The following is an 18,648-nucleotide window of genomic DNA, read 5'->3' on the forward strand; positions in this document are numbered from 1 at the left end:
TTGCGAGCGAGTTCGCGACTGCATAGGCGTAAGCGAGCGAATGAAGGGGAGGAATCAAGGAATACTTCTTTATTCCTCTCTTCAGAGACCGAAGAATCAAAGGAAGAACGACGGAGGGGATCGGCATGGCCGGAAAGCGCGCAGCGGTGCGCGACGCGGGATCGCGAGGACTGAAATTCGAGCTCCTCGCCGACCAGCTGCGCCGCGGAATCCTCGCCGGCACCTGGACGGCCGGGCAGAAGCTGCCCACCGAGCAGGAGCTCGCCAAGGAGACCGGCCTGTCACTGACGACGGTGCGTCGGGCTTTCGACGAGCTGGTGGCCGAGCGCATCGTCGTGCGCCGCCAGGGCGCCGGCAGCTTCGTGGCGCACACGCGTCCGCGCGAGGAGAGCACCCGGCGCCGCATCGGCGTGCTGCTGCCCGACACGCAGCTGTACTATCCCCGGGTTCTGCAGGGCATCGACGAGTCCTTGCAGGCGGCGGGCGCCTCGCTGCAGCTGGCCACCTACCGCTACCAGCCCGAGCGCGAGGACGACGCGATCGCATCACTGCTGGATGCCGGCGTGGACGGTCTCATCCTGGCTCCCACACTGATGGGGCTCGACTCCCCGCTTGCGCGGGCACAGCAGCTCATGGCCCTGCCCGCCCCGGTGGTGCTGGTGGAGCGCAGCCTGACCGACGGCGGACCCGCCGACACCACCGAGCACGTGTGCTCCGACCACGCCGGCGGCGCCTACGATGCCATCGCGCACCTGGCGCGCCTGGGTCACTCGCGCATCGCGCTGCTCACGCGCTCGGCCACCGTCACCGAATTCGGCATCGTGCGCGGCTACCGCCGCGCCGTCGCGGACCTCGGACTGCCGTCCGGACTGGAGTTCGCGCTGACGAAGCAGGAATGGGAGGCCGATTCCGGCTCCTCCGCGTTCGCCGCGCTGCGGGAGTTCGGGGCCACGGCGGCCCTCGTCTTCGGCGATCGGGAGGCAGCCCTGCTGCAGGGGGCGGCACGACGAGCCGGGATGCGCATCCCCGAGGACGTCGCGCTGGTCTCGTACGACGACGAGGTCGCCGATCTCGCCGAGGTGCCGCTCACCGCGGTGGCCCCGCCCAAGTACCGCATCGGCCGCATGGCCGCTGACGTCATGCTGCGCCGACTGGTGGAGGGCGATGAGTGCCCGCTGCATCAGATCCGGCTGCGGCCGCGCATCGTCATCCGTCGCTCCTGCGGCGCGAGCGCATTCCACCAGGACTGATCGAGGAGAGACACGTGCGGATCGGATTGATCGGAGCCGGGGCCGTCGCCCCGTACCACTGCGCTGCAGCGGCGGAGCTGGACGGGGTCGAACTCACCGCCGTCTGCGACATCGACGAGGGCGCCGCCCGCAGGGCGGCCACCGGATCCTCGGGTGCTGTCGTCTTCACCGATCATCGGCGGATGCTGGAGGCGGGCGTGGTGGATGCCGTCATCGTGAACACGCCGCACGCCACGCATCTGCCGATCGGCGTCGACGTCGCCGCCGCCGGTGCACACGTCATGGTGGAGAAGCCCATGGCCACCACGCTCGAGGACTGCGACCGGCTGGTCGCGGCGTGCGAGAGCGCCGGTGTGGCCCTGACCGTGGGGCACATCCAGCACTACCTTCCCGAGAAGGTCGCCGCCCAGCACGTGCTCGCCGCGGGCGAGTTGGGGGCGGTGCGGATGGTGCGCGACAACCGCAGCACCGACTACCGACCGGGCACCCGCTCGCCGTGGTTCTTCTCTCCCGACATCGCCGGCGGCGGGGCGCTGATGAACATCGGCGGACACTGCCTGGACCGCTCGCTGTGGTTCGGCGGCGGTCGCGCCGTGGAGATGCTCGCCACCACGGTCAACCGCTTCGGCTCGCCCGTCGAGACCGACGGGGCGATGATGCTGCGCCTGGACAACGGAGTGGCCGCGAGCATCGTGGTGGTCAGCGACCCGGCCACCCGCAGCGACCTGGTGACGGTGGTGTGCGACGACGGGGTCATCGAGATCGACCCGCGCCATGGCACCACCGTGCACACCGACGGTCGATCGCAGCTGGTGCACCGGACCCGTCCGAGCGACATCCAGAGCGCCTTCACCGCGCAGCTCGCGGACTTCCAGCGCGTGGTCGGCGGTGCCGCGCCCACTGTGCCGCTGGCGCATGCCCGGCACGTGGTCGAGCTGGTCCTGGCGGCATACCGCTCCGCCGCAGAGGGCAGCGCCCTGCTGTTCGCCGACGCGGATGCCCTGACATGACACGGCCGAACCTCATCCTCATCGTCAGCGACGACCAGGGCCCATGGGCGCTGGGCGCTGCCGGAAACCCCGAGATCCACACACCCGTGCTCGACGACCTGGCCGCGCGCGGCATCCGTCTGGATCGATTCTTCTGCACCTCGCCGGTGTGCTCACCGGCCCGTGCCAGCCTGCTCACCGGACGGATACCGTCCGCGCACGGCGTGCACGACTACCTCGATGGTGCCCACTCTGGGCCCGGCAGCCGTGATCACCTCGCCGGGATGCCGACCCTCACCGATGCCCTCGCCGACGCCGGCTACCGACTCGGCTTGTCGGGCAAGTGGCATCTGGGCGCCAGCGACGTGCCGCGACGCGGGTTCGTGCACTGGTACGCACTCGACGGCGGCGGCAGTCCTTACCACGACGCGATCATGCACCGCGACGGGACCACCACCGAGCACGTGACCGGATACCTCACCGATGTCATCGCCGACGACGCAATCGCCTTCCTCGACGCCGAACAGCAGCAGGATGCCCCGTTCTTCCTGGCTGTGAACTTCACCGCGCCGCACAAGCCGTTCGCCGGCCAGCATCCCGATCGGTTCACCGAGATGTACCGCGACTGCGCGTTCGACAGCTGCCCGCAAGAGGAGCCGCATCCCTGGCTGCAGACCCTCGACGGTGCACCCATCGGCGGCGAGGCCGACACCCGCGAGGCCCTGATCGGGTACTTCGCCGCGGTGACCGCGATGGACGCGGCGATCGGCAGAGTGCTCGATCGTCTGGACGCGCACGGCATCGCCGACGACACGGTGGTGGTCTTCCTCAGCGACAACGGGTTCAGCTGCGGCCAGCACGGGTTCTGGGGCAAGGGCAACGGCACCTTCCCGATGAACATGTACGACGAGTCGGTCATGGTTCCCTTCATCGTCGCCGCGCCAAGCATCCTGCCCGAGGGAGAGGTGCGCGATGAGCTGCTCAGCGCGTACGACCTGCCCGCGACGCTGCTCGAGCTGCTCGGGCTTCCCGGGGAGCAGTTCGAGGGGGGCCCGGGACGCAGCTTCGCCGCGACCCTGCGCGGCGAAGCCCCGACGGTGGAGCGTCCGATCGTCGTGCACAGCGAATACGGCCCTGCGCGCATGATCCGCACCCGCGACCGCAAGTACGTGCACCGGCATCCGCACGGCCCGCACGAGCTGTACGACCTCGTGGCCGACCCGGGCGAGCGCGTGAACCTCGTCGACGATCCTGGACGTGCCGAGGAGGTCGCGCATCTGCGCCGGATGCTGCGCGAGTGGTTCCTCCGCCACGCCACCGTGCAGGCCGACGGCCAGGGCCTGCCGGTGTACGGCGCCGGTCAGACCCGCGTTCTCGACGACGACCCTCTCGGCGCGTTCGCGCTGCCCGGCTGGGATGGAGCCCGCTGATGACCCGACCGAACATCCTGCTCATCGTCTCGGACGACCACGGATACGCCGACCGCTCCGCCGAGGGCACCCCCGGGGTGCGCACCCCGGTGCTCGACCGCCTGGCGGCGGAAGGCGCGACCTGCACCGACGCATATGTGACCGCGCCGATCTGCTCCCCCTCACGCGCGGGGCTGATCACCGGCCAGTACCAGCAGCGCTGGGGCGGCCTGTGGTTCGACTCCGCGCACATCGGCAGCGCACCCACGATCGCGGAGCGGCTCCGCGAGGCCGGCTACGCGACGGGCTACTTCGGCAAGGTGCACTACGGCGACGAGACCGCCGCCGACCGCGGCGCTCCCCCGCATCACGGCTTCGACGAGTCGTTCTACGGCCTCGCCGGCCAGTCGATGGGACGCCTGCACTACCTGCACCACACCGGCGACGCGGTCGCCGAGTACGGCGAGGCCGCGGAGGCGATGGGAGTGCAGCCGTTCTGGTCGGGCGAGGACCCCGTCGAGTTCGACGGCTTCACGACCGACGAGATCGCCGACCGCGCCGGCGCGTTCGTCGAGCGCCATGCCGGCGAGCAGCCGTTCTTCGCCATGGTGGCCTTCAACGCCGTGCACAACTTCTGCTGGCAGCTGCCCGACGACGAGCTGGCTGCTCGCGGTCTGGAGAGTCCGGGCGACTGGCATCCCGGCGCCGCGGAGTACCTCGACTGGTACGACGGGGCGATCAGCCCGAATCTGCCGGACGGGCGGGCCTTCTATCTCGCCCAGCTCGAGCTGATGGATCGCGCGATCGGCCGTCTGCTCGACAGCCTGGACGCCGGCGGCGTCGCCGAGGACACCATCGTGGTCTACCTCACCGACAACGGCGGCTCGCAGTGCAACTACGGCGACAACGGGGCGCTGCGCGGCACCAAGTACACGCTCTGGGAGGGTGGCATCCGGGTGCCGTTCCTCGTGCGCTGGCCGGGTGTCGCCGCCGCCCACGCCGTCGTGCGTGAACCGGTGAGCGCACTGGATCTCGCGGCCACATTCGCGGCCGCTGCGGGGCTGGCGAAGAACGAGGACGACGACGGACGCGATCTGCGCGCACTGCTCGGCACCGCCGGAGAGGGCACCGCAGCCGACGCCGGCACCGCCGGCGGCGCCGAAGCGCACGCCGAGCGCGAGCTGCACTGGGACTGCGGCTGGCAGTGGGCGGTGCGCCGAGGCGACTGGAAGCTGCTGTCGGTGGCCGGCGACAGCCCGACCGCGCAGTACGTGCGCACGGTCGAGCACACCAACACCGGTGACGGCCTGATCCTCACCGACCTGGCCGGCGACCCGGGTGAGCGCGACAACCTCGCCGCCCGCCGACCGCGGCTGGTCGCGCAGCTCACGCGCGCCCATGAGCGCTGGCGGGAGCAGGTCGGGCTGCCGGCCGAGGCGGCGCCGCCGGACTGAGGGCCGAGGCGACGCCCACGGGCCGAGCGCGCCGGCAGCTCAGCGCGCGATGCGCGCGGGATAGGCGGATGCCAGCGCCGCGGCGCCCTCCCATTCGTCGCCCGCATGCTGCAGTTCCCTGCACAGGCGGGCCCCCAGCACGTGCGCGCGCGGGTCGCCGGGGCGGTCGTCCTGCTCGTAGGGGTCGGCGATGAGGTCGAAGAACTGCACGTGCAACCCCGATTCCGGATGCCAGGTCGCGACGACCTTCGCCGTGCGCGTGCGCAGCCCGCGCACGCTGCTGGCATCGGATCGCGAGGCGAACCGGGTGTAGAGCGTGGCGTCCTCGTCCTCGGATGCCGGCGCGTCGGGCGCGCCTCGCAGCACATCGGAACGGTCGCGACCGGCCCGCCGCTCGTCGGACGGCGCGACCCCGGCGACCCCGGCGATACCCAGGATGGTCGGCGCGAAGTCCAGTGAGTCCAGCACGGTGTGCGATTCGCCCGCCGGAACCAGGCCGGGTGCGTGCACGATGAGCGGCAGTCGCATGGACTCCTCATAAGGGACGTTCTTGTACATCAGGCCATGGCTGCCCAGCTGCATCCCGTGGTCGGAGGTGAACAGGATCACCGTCGACCGGTTCGTGTCCTGGGCGGCGACGGCGGCGGCCAGCCGGCCCACCTGCTCGTCCACGCCGGTGATGGCTGCGAAGTAGTCGCGGGCGACTGCCGCGGCCTCGGCCGCGACGGGGGTGCCGTGCGGCACGTTCGGGCGGTTCAAGAGTGTGCGTTCGTCGAGATCGGCGTAGCGGGCGCGGTAGCGGTCGGGCACCTGATCGAAGGGCTGGTGCGGCGGGTTGAGTGAGACCATCAGCGCGAAGGGCTCCTCGCCGCTGTCTCGAACGAAGTCGATGGCGACGTCCACCTCGTGCTCGGCCGACCACTGGTCCACATCGACCCGCTCCTCTCGAGCGGCGTCCGTCGTCCAGTAGTGCGGGGCGAGGTGGCGGTCGGCCGCGCCGTAGGAGTACCAGTACTCGAATCCGAATCGCCGCGCAGGCGGCGACCAGGCATCCCACACCTTGCCGTCGACGCGGCGTCCCTCGCCGAACCGCTCATCATCGGCGACCGGTGGTTCGAGATGCCACTTGCCGATGTAGCCGGTCCGCCAGCCGTGATCACGCAGCACGCTGGCCCACGTGGGCAGGCCGTCGCGCAGGCCGACCCCGTCCTGCCCGCTCTCGGAGTTCACGTTCAGGGTGACGCCGTTCACCTGCGGACGCATGCCCGTGAGGAACATCGCGCGGTGCGGACTGCACACCGGGTATCCGCTCACCGCCTGGCGCATGATCCGCCCGCTTTCCGCGAGCGCGTCGAGGTGCGGCGTGTGCACCGGATCCTCCTCGAGGACGCCGAGGGACGCGGCGCGGAACTGGTCGGCCATGATGACGAGGATGTTCGGGCGATGCGGCAATTCGGCCTCCTGGGTGGGATGCCGCCAGTCAACGGGGTCGGGAGGAGAGGATTCAACACCTTCTCCTCTTGAATCCTCCTCTCCCCCGCCGGGACGATCGAGTCATGCCGACGACCACTCCCGCCTGGATGCCGCCCGCCGATCTGCGCACCGCCCCGTTCACCGGGTACACGCGCGCCCACTGGACAGCTGCGGCGGACCGGATCCTCGACGCGGCCCGGCAGCGCTCGACGCACGGCGGGGCGATGGTGGATTTCGCTGCGGAGCCGGGGGTGTCGGGTGCCGGCGCCCCCGGCTCGGCCATGGACAGTCTGGAGGGGTTCGCCCGCACCTTCCTGCTCGCAGCGCTGCGCATCACCGGGGATCCGGAGGGCGTGGACGGCACCGCCCCGCTGGTCGCGCACTACGCCGAGGCGCTGAGGAACGCGATGGCGCAGCGGATCTGGCCGGCACTCACCGATCACAGCCAGGGGACCGTCGAGGCGGCATCCATCGCCATCGCCCTGCATCTCACCCGCGACACGGTGTGGGCGGCGCTCGACGACAGCACCCGTGAGGGCGTGCACTCCTGGTTTGCGCAGGCACGCGGCACCTGGTGCGCTGACAACAATCACGTCCTGCTCGGCGCCACCCTCGCGGCGTTCAACCATGCCGCCGGATTCGCCGACGGAAGAGACACCGTCGAGAACGCGCTCGACCGGATGGACGACTGGCACCGCGCCGACGGCTGGTACACCGACGGCGACGGCCGGCGCTTCGACCACTACAACGCCTTCGCGTTCCACTGGTACCCGTTCTTCATCGACGAGCTGATGGGCGCCGGCTTCGACGATCGGCGCGCGCTGCACCGCGAGCGCCTCGCCGCGTTCGTCGACGGCTATCAGCACCTGTTCGACGCGCGGTGCGCGCCGGTCTTCCAGGGCCGCTCGCTCATCTACCGGTGGGCGACGGCGGCACCGTTCTGGATGGCGCGCCGCGAGGGGCTCGAGGTGCTGGACGCCGGCCGGACCCGTCGGCTGACCAGCGGCATCCTGAAGCACTTCGTCGACGGCGGCAGCCTCGACAGCGGCGTGCTGTCGTTGGGCTGGCAGCGAGAGCCGATTCCGAGCATGGTGCAGTCCTACAGCGGGCCGGGTTCGCCGTACTGGGCGGCGAAGGGCTTCCTCGGCCTCGCACTCCCCGCGGACGATCCGATGTGGACGGCGGTGGAGACGCCGCTGCAGATCGAGCAGGAGGACGTGCGCCGCGTGCTCGACGGCCCGCGGTGGCTGATCGACGCCCGCCGAGACGACGGCATCGTACGCCTGCACAACTTCGGCAGCGACGGACACCCGACGCGCGACGACCCGCTGTACCGCCGGCTGCAGTTCACCTCCCTCACCCGGCCCGTTCCCGCCGGCGAGGTGCGCGACAGCGACATCACCATCGAGGGCGCTTCACACCGCCCGGCTCTGCGCGCGAGCGTCGGGTCCCGTGGGGGAGCGGTCACGCGCGCCCTCGACGCGGGCGGGCGGCACGTGCTCTCCCAGGTGGCGACGAGGATCGCCGGCGACACTGTCGTGCACGTGGCGCGACTGTCGGGCTGCGTGGGCCTGCCCGGCCGGGTGAGCGGCGCAGCACTGGTCGCAGAGGGGGGACGAGGGACGGATGCCGACGACCGCGCGTCCGAGGCGACTGAGGCGCGTGTGGCCAGCGGAGGCGTCACCAGCGCGGTGCGGCTCCTGGGCGCCTGGGCGGCCTCGCCCTCACTGGAGCCGATGGTCGTCCCGCTTGCGAGCGACGGCGTCGTGGAACGGATGGCGGACGGCGCCGACGTGCTGCTGTGCCCCACCGTGCGGCTCGGGCCGCTGCCCGCCGAGCTGATCGTCGCCTGGCAGACCGCCCTGTCAGCGGCATCCGTTCCAGCGCTGGAGATCAGCGAGGTCATCGTGCACGACGATCACGTCGCGCTGAGCGCGGACGGAGAGCGACTCGTGTTCCGCTGGTCGCTGTCGGAACCGTTCCCCGCCGACATCGAGGCGCAGCTCATCCGCCGGCCCTGAGCCCGGGCTCAGCGGCACGTCAGCGGGGACGGTATCCGGTGTGATCGGGGTTGGGTGCCAGAGCCCAGCCCTCACCGTCGACGACCACGAGGTTCTTCATGCCGTTCGCATCCGAGATCACGGTGTAGTCCTGGCCGGCGTCGGCGGCGTAGCAGAACAGCGTGACGAACGGCTCGTCCCCCACGTTCACACTGCGATGGATCCAGTGCCCGGGGACGTTGACCGCCTGCCCTGCGGTGAGTTCGATCGCGGTGGACTGTCCGTCCAGGGTCTCCAAGAGCATCACGCCGCGCCCGCTCAGGCAGTGGTAGAGCTCCGCCCGGTCGGCGACCGCGTGCAGGTGCCCGCGCGTGACGGCGAACTCCTCACCGTAGCGCCCGGGAAGCAGGGTGCTGGTGCCCACGATGAGGGCGCCCGGGCCGTCCTGGTACCGGTGGTCGTCGACCCAGTAGATGAGCTCCTCCGGGCCGCGCGCCGCGACGGCCGCCTGCCAGGCGGCCTCGTCGCGGTACACACCGGCCATGTCGCCCAGGAACTTCTCGTACCGCCGGCTGCGCCCCTCGATTCCGCCGTCCGGCGAGATCTCGAGCAGCACGGGGGTGTCGACAGTGGTGCTCATATGAGGCCTCCTCGTAACTTGTAATTACAGGTATACTCCGAAACACCTCGAAACCCGAAACCGGACAGGGACGAATGTGATCATCGCGCACGACCTCGGCACGACGGGCAACAAGGCGTCGCTGCATCATGACGACGGCCGCCTCGTGGCATCCGTCACCGTCCCCTATCCGGCGCGGTTCGCCGCGGGCGGCATCGCCGAGCAGAACCCCGAGGACTGGTGGAATGCGGTGGTCGACGCCACCCGCGACCTCCTCGCGCGCACCGGCACACCGCCCGCGCAGGTCGCCGGACTCGTGGTGAGCGGGCAGATGATGGGAGCGGTGCTGCTGGACGCCGACGGCCAGCCCGCCCGACCGGCGATCATCTGGGCGGACACCCGAGCCGGCGCGCAGCAGCGCGAACTCGAGTCCGCGCTCGGCGCGGAGCACGCGTACCAGCTGCTCGGACACCGGCTGAACCCGACCTACTCCGTGTCGAAGATCATGTGGGTGCGCGACAACGAGCCCGACGTGTGGCAGCGCGTGCGACGGGTGTGCGTCGCCAAGGACTTCATCGTGCTGCGCCTCACCGGGCGCCTGGCCACCGACCGCTCCGACGCCTCGGGCACGAACGCGTACGACCAGCGCGCCGGCACATGGTCGACCGAGGTGCTCGCGGCGGCTCGCCTGGACCCGGCGCTCTTCCCCGAGATCCTCGAGTCGACGAGCGTGGCAGGCGCACTCACCCCCACCGCGGCCGACGCGCTCGGTCTGGCCGCCGGAACTCCGGTCGTGATGGGCGGTGGCGATGGTCCCATGGCCGCGGTCGGGTCGGGTGTCGTCTCCCCGGAGGACGGCGCCTACGTCTGCCTGGGCACCAGCTCGTGGATCTCCTTCGCGTCCGACGAGCCGCTTCTCGACCGGCAGATGCGCACCTTCACCTTCGACAACGTCGTGCCGCGCTCGTTCGTGCCCACCGCGACCATGCAGGCCGGCGGGGCCTCGGTGCAGTGGATCGCCGAGGCACTCTCCCCCGACCCGGCCCGACCCGACACCGGCCGCTTCGCCGCCGAGGCCGCCGCGGATGTCGACACCGAGGAGCTCTACTTCCTGCCCTACCTCCTCGGTGAGCGCTCACCCATCTGGGACCCGAACGCCCGCGGCGCCTTCATCGGCCTCGGCCGCCATCACACGCGTGCCCATCTCATGCGCGCGGTGCTCGAGGGCACCGCGTTCAACCTCCTCACGTGCATCCACGCGTTCCGGGAATCCGGGGCGGTGATCGAGCGCATGGATGCCGTCGGCGGCGGCGCGCAGAGCGACGCATACCTGGCGGTGCTCGCCGATGTCTGGGGCATCCCCGTGCGGCGGCGAACGGTCGTCGGGGAGGCCAACAGCCTGGGTGCGGCCGTGACCGCAGCCGTCGGGCTGGGCCTGGCGGACTTCTCGGCGGCGCGGGCGCTGAGCGAGGTCACCGCGGAGTTCACCCCGGATGCCGACCGTCACACCGGCTACGCGCGCCGGCACGCCCGCTTCACCGAGGCCTACGAGGCCCTCGCTCCCTGGTTCGCCGGGGCGCAGCACAACGAGAAGGAAGGGCGCTGATGGGCGTCATCCTCGTCACCAGCCGCTCCTTCTCGGACGGCGACCTCGATCTCGTGGCCCGCGCGCAGGCGGCCGGGCATGAGATCGTGCGCGGTCCCGCCCACCATGACCTCGATGAGCTGCGCGAGAGCCTGGCCCGCGCGGACGCGTGGATCGCCGGCACGGGCACGGTCACGGATGCGCACCTCGCCGCGGCGGAGCACCTCAAGGTGATCGCCCGCTACGGTGTCGGCTACGAGGCGGTCGACGTGGCGGCGGCATCCGCGCGCGGCATCCGGGTCACCAACACTCCCGGCGCCAACTCCGACGCTGTCGCCGACCACACCGTCGCGCTCATGCTCGCCGCCCTGCGCACGGTCACCGACGGTGACCGCCGGGTGCGCCGGGGCGACTGGGGCGTGCGTCGCGGACGCGAGCTCGGCGCGGCGACGGTCGGCGTGGTGGGCTTCGGACGCATCGGCCAGGGCGTCGCGAGACGACTGAGCGGCTTCGGATGCCGGCTGCTGGCGGCCGATCCGTTCCTCCCCGCGGAGGACGTGCGCCATGCCGGTGCGGAGCCCACCGACCTCGACGAGCTGTTCCGCAGCGCCGACGTCATCAGCCTGCACGCTCCGGGCGGGCAGCGCCTGGTCGACCAGGCCCGGCTCTCCGGCATCCGCCCCGGGGCCGTGCTGGTGAACACCGCACGCGCCGACCTCATCGACGAGCCGGCCGTCGCCCAGGCGCTGCGCGACGGCACGCTCGGTGCGTTCGCGGCCGACACCCTGGACGGCGACACTGCCGCCGGCGCCAGCCCGCTTCTGGATGCGGCGCTCGCGGATCGCGTCATCGTGACCCCTCATCTCGCCGCCCAGACCACCCAGGCGGTGGACAACATGGGCCGGATGTCGCTGGACGACGTCATCGCCGTGCTGCGCGGCGACGCCCCTGCGCATCCCGTCACCCAGCCAGCTCGTCAGGAGACCGCATGACCAGCACGCCCACCGACGACTACATGGGCTTCGTCGGCGTCACCACCGGATCGTCGTCGATCATGAAGGTGTTCCCGCTGTGGGCCGACATCCTCGGCCTTCCCACCCGGACGCTGGTCGGGCATGACCTGCCGATGGATGCCGATCCCGCGGTCTACCGCGCCATGGTGGAGCACATCCGCGACGATCGGCACCATCGCGGCGCGCTGGTGACGACGCACAAGATGAACGTGTACGCCGCGGCATCCGACCTGTTCGACGAACTCGACCCGTTCGCCGTGTCGTGCAGCGAGATCTCGAGCGTCTCCAAGCGGGGTGAGCGGCTCGTCGGCCGCGCCAAGGACCCGCTCACGGTGGATCTGGCGCTGCGCGACTTCCTGCCGGCCGACCACTTCGCTCGCACCGGCGCCGAGGTGATCATCCTCGGCGCAGGCGGCTCGGGCACGGCATTGAGCTGGGCCCTCGCGGAGCGCACCGATGCGCCGGCGCGCGTCACGGTGACCGCGCGCTCGCAGGACAAGCTCGATCACCTGCGCGAGGTGCATCGGCAGCACGGCACGGCCGATGACCTGATCCGGTACGTGGTGACCCCCGCGGAGACCGACGCGGATGCCCTCGTCGCCGCCGCACCGGCAGGTTCGCTGATCGCGAATGCCACCGGCCTCGGCAAGGATCGTCCGGGATCCCCGTTGACCGATGCGGCGGTGTTCCCGGAGGACGCGTGGGTGTGGGAGTTCAACTACCGCGGTTCGCTGGAGTTCCTGCATCAGGCGCGCGCGCAGCAGGGTGAGCGCGGGCTGCATGTGGTCGACGGCTGGCGCTACTTCATCCACGGCTGGTCGCAGGTGGTCGCGGACGTCTTCGAGCTGGATCTCACGCCCGATGTGGTCGAGCAGCTCGCGCAGGCGGCGGAATCGGTGCGCTGATGGCGTCCGCCGGTGGGTTCGTCGCGGACGGTGCGGGCGGTGCGGGCGGTGCGGGCGGTGCGGGTCGTATGGTGCGGACGGTCCTCGGTGACGTCGCGGCGAGCGCGCTCGGAGCGGTGAACTATCACGAGCACCTGTTCCAGGTCAGCCCGCTGCTGACCGGCGACGAGCTCGACGACGAGACCGCCTCGACCGCCGAGGCGGCTCTGCTCAAGGACAGCGGATTCGCCGCGATGGTCGACGCCACGCCGTTCGGTCTCGGCCGCGACCCCGAGGTGGTCGCGCGCATCAGCGCCACGACCGCTCTCGGCATCGTGGCGACCACCGGCATGCACCGCGAAGCGCACTACGGCGCCGACCACCCGCTGCAGGTGTGGGAGGCCGAGCGTCGGGCGGCGCTGTTCATCGCCGAGGTGCAGACCGGCATGGCGGCCGACGATGGCGAGACCTTCGAGAGCCCTGAGGTGTCCCTCGCGCGCACCCCGGCCGGCGCACCGGTGCGCGCGGGGATGCTGAAGGCCGGTATCGGGTACTGGTCGATCAGCGCGTTCGAGCGCGCGACGCTCGACGCGGTGGCGCTCGCCCACGGCGCCACGGGCGCCCCCGTGATGGTGCACCTGGAGTTCTGCACGGCTGCGCACGAGGTGCTCGACCTGCTTGCGGCGGCGGGTGTCGCTGCCGACCGTGTCGTGCTCGCGCATGCCGACCGCGACCCGGATGCCGGCCTGCACGCGTCCCTTGCCGAGCGGGGCGCCTACCTGGGGTACGACGGGTTCGCCCGGCCCCGGACACGCTCGGATGCCGAGCTGCTGGTCCTCACGGCATCCGTCGTGGCGGCCGGGGCAGGCGATCGAATCGTGCTGGGCGGGGATGTCGCCCGCCGCACGCGCTATATCTCCTACGGCGGCATGCCGGGGCTGGGATACCTCGGCGAGCGCTACCTGCCGCGCCTGCGCGCCCTCGTCGGCGAAGAGGCCGTCGACCGGATGCTCATCGACAACCCCGCCCGCCTGCTTCCGCTCTCCCCCTGACCCTCCCCCGCCCCGCTCCCAGCCGGAGAACCGCTACTCCTTCCGGTATGACTTTGTGCCGCTCGCAGGCGACGCAAGCGACAGAAAGTCATACCGGAGCGAGAGGCGGTTCCGGGGATGCGAAAGGGCCCCTCACCGGCGGCGAGGGGCCCTTCCGATCAGAGCGTCAGCGGATCACTCGTAGAGGACCGCCGCGATCTTCGGGTCGTCGATGTTGTCGGCGTCGTACCAGTACGAGCCGGTGTCGTAGAACTTCTCGAGCTTCTCGCCGTTGGCTGCGGCGACCGCCGACTCCACCGTGCGCGCGCCGATGCCGATTGGGTCCTGCGTGATCGCGCCGGCCATGGTGCCGTCCTTGATCGCGTTGACCTGAGCAGCGCCGGAGTCGAAGCCGATGATCGTCAGCTTGCCCTTCTCGATGCCGAGCTCGTTGACGGCGTTCACGACGCCGATCGCCGAGCCCTCGTTGGTGCCGTAGATGCCCTTGAGGTCGGGGTGCGCGGCGATCATGCTCTTGGCGATGTCGGCCGACTTCAGGTGGTCGCCGTCGCCGTACTGGATGTCGACGATCTTGATGTCGGGGAAGTCCGACTCGATCTTCTCCACGAAGCCGTCGCGGCGCTCGACGCCGGTCGAGTTGATCTGCGAGTGGCCGACGATGGCGACCTCACCCTTGCCATCGATCAGCTCGGCCATGTGCTCCGCGGCCAGCGCGCCGGCGGCCTTGCTGTCCGTCGCGGCGAGACTGAGACCCACGTCGCCGTTGCAGGGCGCGTCGAAGTACACCACCGGGATGTCCTTCGCCTTGGCCTGCTCGAGCGGGGCGACGCACGCCTCGGGGTCGAGGGCGGCGTAGCCGATGGCATCCGGGTTCGCGTTGATCGCGGTGGTGAGCATGTCGAGCTGCTGGGCGATCTCGGTCTCGGCGGCTGGGCCCTCGAACGTGACCTTGACGCCGAGCTCCTTCGCCTTCTCCTCCGCACCGGTCTTCACGGCCTGCCAGAACTGGTGCTGGAAGCCCTTCGACACCAGCGCGACGTACATCTCGCCGTCGTTCTTGGCGCCGGCGTCGCCGCCGCCCGGGTTCTCGCTGACGACGTCGCCGCCGCCGCAGCCGGCGAGGGCGATCGCGGATGCCGCGAGGAGAGCCGCGAACGCGGTCTTCTTCTTGCTGAAACGCATGGAAACTCCATTGTTCTCTGTGTGGGCCGATCGGGAGATCGGCACGGGGTGATTCGGGATGGTGATGCGGGAAGGGATGTTGAGACGAAGCGACACTCAGGTGCGCTGACGGTTGCGCAGCGAGTCGAAGAACACGGCCAGGAGCACGACGACGCCGACGACGATGTTGCGCCACTCCGTCTGGATCGACAGGATGCTGAGTCCGTTGACCAGCACGCTCATGATCAGCGCGCCGATCACGGTGCCGGTGATCGAACCGCGACCGCCCAGCAGCGACGTGCCGCCGATGATCACGGCCGCGATGGCCTGCAGCTCGTAGCCCATGCCGATCTGCGGCTGGGCGGAGTCCAGCCGCGCGGCGATGACGACGCCGGCGACACCGATGAACGCCCCGGCGAACATGTACACGAAGATCGTCCAACGGCGCGTGTTGACGCCCGAGAGCCGGGTCGCCTCCTCATTCGAGCCGATCGCGAAGGTGTAGCGGCCGAGCAGGGTCTTCGACAGCACCAGCGCGGCGACGATCGCCAGCACGATCGTGATGAGCACGGCGTTCGGGATACCGGGGATGAGCACCCCCAGGGCGATGCGCTTGAAGTCCGGCGCCGAGGTCGAGAAGTAGATCGGGCGGACGTTGGAGATCACCAGGGCGAGACCGCCCGCGATCATCATCATCGCCAGGGTTGCGATGAACGGCGGCAGGCGCAGGACCGTGATGTTCACGCCGTTGACCAGGCCCATCAGCACGCCGGTGGCGATGCCGCCGAGGACGCCGACCCAGATCGGCAGACCCCAGTTCGTGATGAAGACGCCGGTCATCACCGCGCACAGCGCCATGCCGGTGCCGAGCGACAGATCGATGCCGCCGGTGATGATGACGAAGGTCGTGCCGAGCGCGAGGATCGCGATGACCGCGGTCGACAGCAGCACCGTGGTGAGGTTGCTCACCGTGAAGAACGCGGGGCTGGCGATCGCGAAGAAGATCACCAGCACGACCAGCGTGCCGAACGCGAGGGACTGCTGCAGCTGGCGCTTCAGCATCCCGCCGACATCACGCTTGTCGGTGTTCTCGGCGACCGCCTGCTGGACGACGGTGGTCGTCGATCCGGACTGCTGTGACGTGCTCATTCTTCTTCCTCCCCATGGGCGGCGAGCTGCATGATCTTCTCCTGGCTGGCTTCCTCGTTGCGCAGGGTGCCGGTGATCCGCCCGTTCGCGAACACGGCGATGCGGTTCGCGACGCGCAGGATCTCGGGCAGCTCCGACGAGATGACGATGATGGACTTGCCGGATGCCGCGAGCTGCTGCATCAGGCGGTAGATCTCCTCCTTGGCCCCGACGTCGATGCCGCGAGTGGGCTCGTCGAAGATGAGGATGTCGCAGTCGCGCATCAGCCACCGGGCGATGACGACCTTCTGCTGGTTGCCCCCGGACAGCAGCTTCACGATCTGATTGACCGACGGGGTCTTCACCCGCAGCTGCTGGACGTAGTCCTTGGTCTGGTTCTTCGCCTTGCGGTCGCTCATCCAGCCGATGCCGTTGGCGTAGGAGTCGAGCGACGCGAGCACGGTGTTGAAGGTGACGTCCTGCTCGAGCATGAGCCCGAGCAGCTTGCGGTCTTCGGACAGGTATCCGATGCCGCGCTTCACGGCATCCTCCGGCTTGCGGATGCGCACCGAGTCGCCGCCGACGACGATCGTGCCGCCGTCTCGGCGATCGGCGCCGATGATCGCGCGGGCGGTCTCGGTGCGCCCGGCGCCCATCAGGCCGGCGAAGCCGAGGATCTCACCGCGGTGCAGCTGGAACGACACGTCATCGAGAAGAGCCTTGGTCGACAGGCCCTGCACGTCCAGCACGACGGGGGCGTCGCTGTGATCACGGGCTTCGGGGCGGGTGCCCTCGTCGATCGCGCGCCCGACCATCATCTCGATGATCGTCGGGATGCTGATCTCGGACTTCTCCAGCGACCCGATGTAGGCGCCGTCGCGCAGCACACTGACGCGATCGGCGAGCCGTCGCAGCTCGTCCATGCGGTGCGAGATGTACACGATTCCCGTGCCGCGCTGCTTGAGCTGCTCGATGAGCACGAACAGGGTCTCGACCTCGGTGTCGGTGAGCGCCGAGGTCGGCTCGTCCATGATGAGCACCTTGGCGTTGAACGAGAGAGCTTTGGCGATCTCGACCATCTGCTGCTCGGCCACGGTCAGCTCGCCGACCTTCCGGCGCGGGTCGAGCTTGATCTCGAGACGCTGGAGCAGCTCCTCGGTGCGGCGGTTCAGCGCACGCTCCGAGAGGAAGGGGCCCGCCTTCGGCTCACGGCCGATGTAGATGTTCTGCGCGACCGTGAGGTCGGGCATCATGTTCAGCTCCTGGTGGATGATCGTGATGCCCAGCTGCTGCGCCTGCAGGGGGCTGGTCAGCTCGACCGGCTCGCCCTCGAAGATGATCGTTCCCTCGTCGCGGGTGTAGATGCCCGACAGGATCTTCATGAGGGTGGACTTGCCGGCGCCGTTCTCGCCGACGAGCACGAGCACCTCGCCGGCGCGCACCTCGAGATGCACGTCCTGGAGCGCCTGCACGCCGGGGAACCCCTTGCTGATTCCCTCCACCCTGAGGATGGGATCACTCATCGGCACCTGCTTCCTCGAAGGTCATCCGGATTCCGCCGTGGAATCCATTTCAAACATCGGATCAATTGTGCGCCGCTCGTGGCTCCGGCGCAAGTGCAATCGACCGTACGTGACGCCCGGGCCGTTGGGAAGGCCTGTAATGACATCACAACAAACTTGTAATAACATCTGAGCACGTCGGGTGCGCGAAGTCCGTGCTCCCGGAAGGAGAGACATGCTCATCGGTGCGCACGCTCTGGTCTTCAGCGGCACTTTCGACGAAGCGGGCCTGCGGCGCGCGATCGAGGGGACAAAGCGCGCCGGCTTCGATCTCATCGAGGTCCCATTGATGGACGTCGACGGCTTCGACTCGGCGTCGGCGGCCCGGATGCTGCGCGACAACGACCTCGCCGTGACGGCATCCCTCGGCTTGACCGCCGCGACCGACCTCTCCAGCGAGGATCCCACCGTGGTCGCCGCCGGCGAGGAGCTGCTGCAGCGCTGCCTCGACCACGTGGCCATAATGGGCGGCGAGGTGCTCTGCGGCGTCATCTACTCCGCCATGCAGAAGTACAGTGCTCCGACGTCCGAGCGCGGGGTTGAGAACAGCCGCGCCGCGATCGCCCGGCTCGCCGAGAGCGCCGCGCAGCGCGGCATCCGACTCTCGCTCGAGGTCGTGAACCGCTATGAGTCCAACGTCTTCAACACCGGGCGCGGCGCTCTCGCCTTCCTCGACGGCATCGAGCGCGACGACGTCTCGGTGCACCTGGACACGTACCACATGAACATCGAGGAGTCGGATCTGTTCCAGCCCGTGCACGATGTGGCGGCCGCCGGCAGGCTCGGCTATGTGCACATCGGCGAGAGCCACCGTGGGTACCTCGGCACCGGATCGGTCGACTTCGGCACGTTCTTCCGCGCGCTGCACGACGTGCACTACGACGGCCCGGTGGTGTTCGAGTCCTTCTCGTCGGCCGTGGTCAGCGCTGAGCTGAGCAACACCCTCGGCATCTGGCGCAACCTCTGGCAGGACTCCGACGACCTCGCCGCGCACGCCAACCGCTTCATCCGCGACGGCCTGCACGCGGTGCGCACGATCGACCAGCACTGACCCCGCACCACCTTTCGC

The 18,648-nt window shown here is 70.0% G+C and carries 15 protein-coding genes; 10 read left to right on the plus strand and 5 right to left on the minus strand.

The annotated features are described in order from the left end of the window. The first annotated feature begins 125 nt into the window (after nt 1-125). The 4 genes from WFG93_RS00915 to WFG93_RS00930 are packed head-to-tail and all read left to right on the plus strand — an operon-like array spanning nt 126 to nt 5,102. Nucleotides 126-1,250: a GntR family transcriptional regulator gene (locus WFG93_RS00915; RefSeq protein ID WP_336644434.1), complete on the plus strand. Its 1,125-nt coding sequence runs from the start codon at nt 126-128 to the stop codon at nt 1,248-1,250. 14 nt (nt 1,251-1,264) lie between these two features. Next, nucleotides 1,265-2,260, plus strand: a complete 996-nt coding sequence (locus WFG93_RS00920) for a Gfo/Idh/MocA family protein (RefSeq protein WP_336644435.1) — start codon at nt 1,265-1,267, stop codon at nt 2,258-2,260. Next, nucleotides 2,257-3,669, plus strand: a complete 1,413-nt coding sequence (locus WFG93_RS00925) for a sulfatase family protein (protein WP_336644436.1) — start codon at nt 2,257-2,259, stop codon at nt 3,667-3,669. The genes WFG93_RS00920 and WFG93_RS00925 overlap by 4 nt, the downstream gene beginning before the upstream one ends. Beyond that, a complete protein-coding gene (locus tag WFG93_RS00930; protein ID WP_336644437.1) occupies nt 3,669-5,102 on the plus strand; it encodes a sulfatase family protein in 1,434 nt (477 codons plus the stop codon). The genes WFG93_RS00925 and WFG93_RS00930 overlap by 1 nt, the downstream gene beginning before the upstream one ends. A gap of 39 nt (nt 5,103-5,141) precedes the next feature. Here WFG93_RS00930 and WFG93_RS00935 read toward each other — a convergent pair whose 3' ends face one another. Beyond that, nucleotides 5,142-6,554, minus strand: a complete 1,413-nt coding sequence (locus WFG93_RS00935) for a sulfatase family protein (RefSeq protein ID WP_336644438.1) — start codon at nt 6,552-6,554, stop codon at nt 5,142-5,144. A gap of 104 nt (nt 6,555-6,658) precedes the next feature. On the opposite strand from WFG93_RS00935, the gene WFG93_RS00940 reads away from it, so the two are divergent. Continuing rightward, on the plus strand, nt 6,659-8,596 hold the full coding sequence (locus tag WFG93_RS00940; RefSeq protein WP_336644439.1) for a DUF2264 domain-containing protein: 1,938 nt from the start codon (nt 6,659-6,661) through the stop codon (nt 8,594-8,596). Nucleotides 8,597-8,615: 19 nt separating this feature from the next. On the opposite strand, the gene WFG93_RS00945 is transcribed toward WFG93_RS00940, so the two are convergent. After that, a complete protein-coding gene (locus tag WFG93_RS00945) occupies nt 8,616-9,215 on the minus strand; it encodes a glucose-6-phosphate isomerase family protein (protein ID WP_336644440.1) in 600 nt (199 codons plus the stop codon). Nucleotides 9,216-9,291: 76 nt separating this feature from the next. Between WFG93_RS00945 and xylB the strand changes: the two genes are divergently transcribed. From xylB to WFG93_RS00965, 4 genes are read left to right on the plus strand one after another with little or no spacing between them, the layout of a single operon-like run. Then, entirely contained in the window at nt 9,292-10,800 is a 1,509-nt protein-coding gene (gene xylB / locus WFG93_RS00950) for a xylulokinase (protein ID WP_336644441.1), read from the plus strand. Further along, a complete protein-coding gene (locus WFG93_RS00955; protein WP_336644442.1) occupies nt 10,800-11,771 on the plus strand; it encodes a phosphoglycerate dehydrogenase in 972 nt (323 codons plus the stop codon). The genes xylB and WFG93_RS00955 overlap by 1 nt, the downstream gene beginning before the upstream one ends. Beyond that, nucleotides 11,768-12,697, plus strand: coding sequence for a shikimate dehydrogenase family protein (locus WFG93_RS00960; protein ID WP_336644443.1), 930 nt, complete (start codon nt 11,768-11,770; stop codon nt 12,695-12,697). Before WFG93_RS00955 ends, WFG93_RS00960 begins: the two co-directional genes overlap by 4 nt. Continuing rightward, a complete protein-coding gene (locus WFG93_RS00965; RefSeq protein WP_336644444.1) occupies nt 12,697-13,728 on the plus strand; it encodes a phosphotriesterase family protein in 1,032 nt (343 codons plus the stop codon). The genes WFG93_RS00960 and WFG93_RS00965 overlap by 1 nt, the downstream gene beginning before the upstream one ends. A 174-nt stretch (nt 13,729-13,902) precedes the next feature. On the opposite strand, the gene WFG93_RS00970 is transcribed toward WFG93_RS00965, so the two are convergent. From WFG93_RS00970 to WFG93_RS00980, 3 genes are all read right to left on the minus strand, one after another. Further along, the gene (locus WFG93_RS00970; protein ID WP_336644445.1) at nt 13,903-14,910 is read right to left on the minus strand and encodes an ABC transporter substrate-binding protein; all 1,008 of its coding nucleotides are present in this window, start codon (nt 14,908-14,910) and stop codon (nt 13,903-13,905) included. Between the two features lie 96 nt (nt 14,911-15,006). Next, nucleotides 15,007-16,038 (minus strand): ABC transporter permease, encoded by a 1,032-nt coding sequence (locus WFG93_RS00975; RefSeq protein WP_336644446.1) that lies wholly within the window; start codon nt 16,036-16,038, stop codon nt 15,007-15,009. Beyond that, nucleotides 16,035-17,540, minus strand: a complete 1,506-nt coding sequence (locus WFG93_RS00980; protein ID WP_336644447.1) for a sugar ABC transporter ATP-binding protein — start codon at nt 17,538-17,540, stop codon at nt 16,035-16,037. Before WFG93_RS00980 ends, WFG93_RS00975 begins: the two co-directional genes overlap by 4 nt. A 214-nt stretch (nt 17,541-17,754) precedes the next feature. On the opposite strand from WFG93_RS00980, the gene WFG93_RS00985 reads away from it, so the two are divergent. Then, nucleotides 17,755-18,630, plus strand: coding sequence for a sugar phosphate isomerase/epimerase family protein (locus WFG93_RS00985; RefSeq protein WP_336644448.1), 876 nt, complete (start codon nt 17,755-17,757; stop codon nt 18,628-18,630). Nucleotides 18,631-18,648 lie beyond the last annotated feature (18 nt).

This window comes from Microbacterium sp. USHLN186 (assembly GCF_037145155.1).
GTDB lineage: Bacteria > Actinomycetota > Actinomycetes > Actinomycetales > Microbacteriaceae > Microbacterium.

Bases quoted from the DNA above. Each gene is read 5' to 3' on its own strand.
- WFG93_RS00915 (WP_336644434.1), top strand. From the start codon at position 126: ATGGCCGGAAAGCGCGCAGCGGTGCGCGACGCGGGATCGCGAGGACTG.
- WFG93_RS00925 (WP_336644436.1), top strand. From the start codon at position 2,257: ATGACACGGCCGAACCTCATCCTCATCGTCAGCGACGACCAGGGCCCA.
- WFG93_RS00930 (WP_336644437.1), top strand. From the start codon at position 3,669: ATGACCCGACCGAACATCCTGCTCATCGTCTCGGACGACCACGGATAC.
- WFG93_RS00940 (WP_336644439.1), top strand. From the start codon at position 6,659: ATGCCGACGACCACTCCCGCCTGGATGCCGCCCGCCGATCTGCGCACC.
- WFG93_RS00945 (WP_336644440.1), bottom strand. From the start codon at position 9,215: ATGAGCACCACTGTCGACACCCCCGTGCTGCTCGAGATCTCGCCGGAC.
- WFG93_RS00955 (WP_336644442.1), top strand. From the start codon at position 10,800: ATGGGCGTCATCCTCGTCACCAGCCGCTCCTTCTCGGACGGCGACCTC.
- WFG93_RS00960 (WP_336644443.1), top strand. From the start codon at position 11,768: ATGACCAGCACGCCCACCGACGACTACATGGGCTTCGTCGGCGTCACC.
- WFG93_RS00965 (WP_336644444.1), top strand. From the start codon at position 12,697: ATGGCGTCCGCCGGTGGGTTCGTCGCGGACGGTGCGGGCGGTGCGGGC.
- WFG93_RS00970 (WP_336644445.1), bottom strand. From the start codon at position 14,910: ATGCGTTTCAGCAAGAAGAAGACCGCGTTCGCGGCTCTCCTCGCGGCA.
- WFG93_RS00975 (WP_336644446.1), bottom strand. From the start codon at position 16,038: ATGAGCACGTCACAGCAGTCCGGATCGACGACCACCGTCGTCCAGCAG.
- WFG93_RS00980 (WP_336644447.1), bottom strand. From the start codon at position 17,540: ATGAGTGATCCCATCCTCAGGGTGGAGGGAATCAGCAAGGGGTTCCCC.
- WFG93_RS00985 (WP_336644448.1), top strand. From the start codon at position 17,755: ATGCTCATCGGTGCGCACGCTCTGGTCTTCAGCGGCACTTTCGACGAA.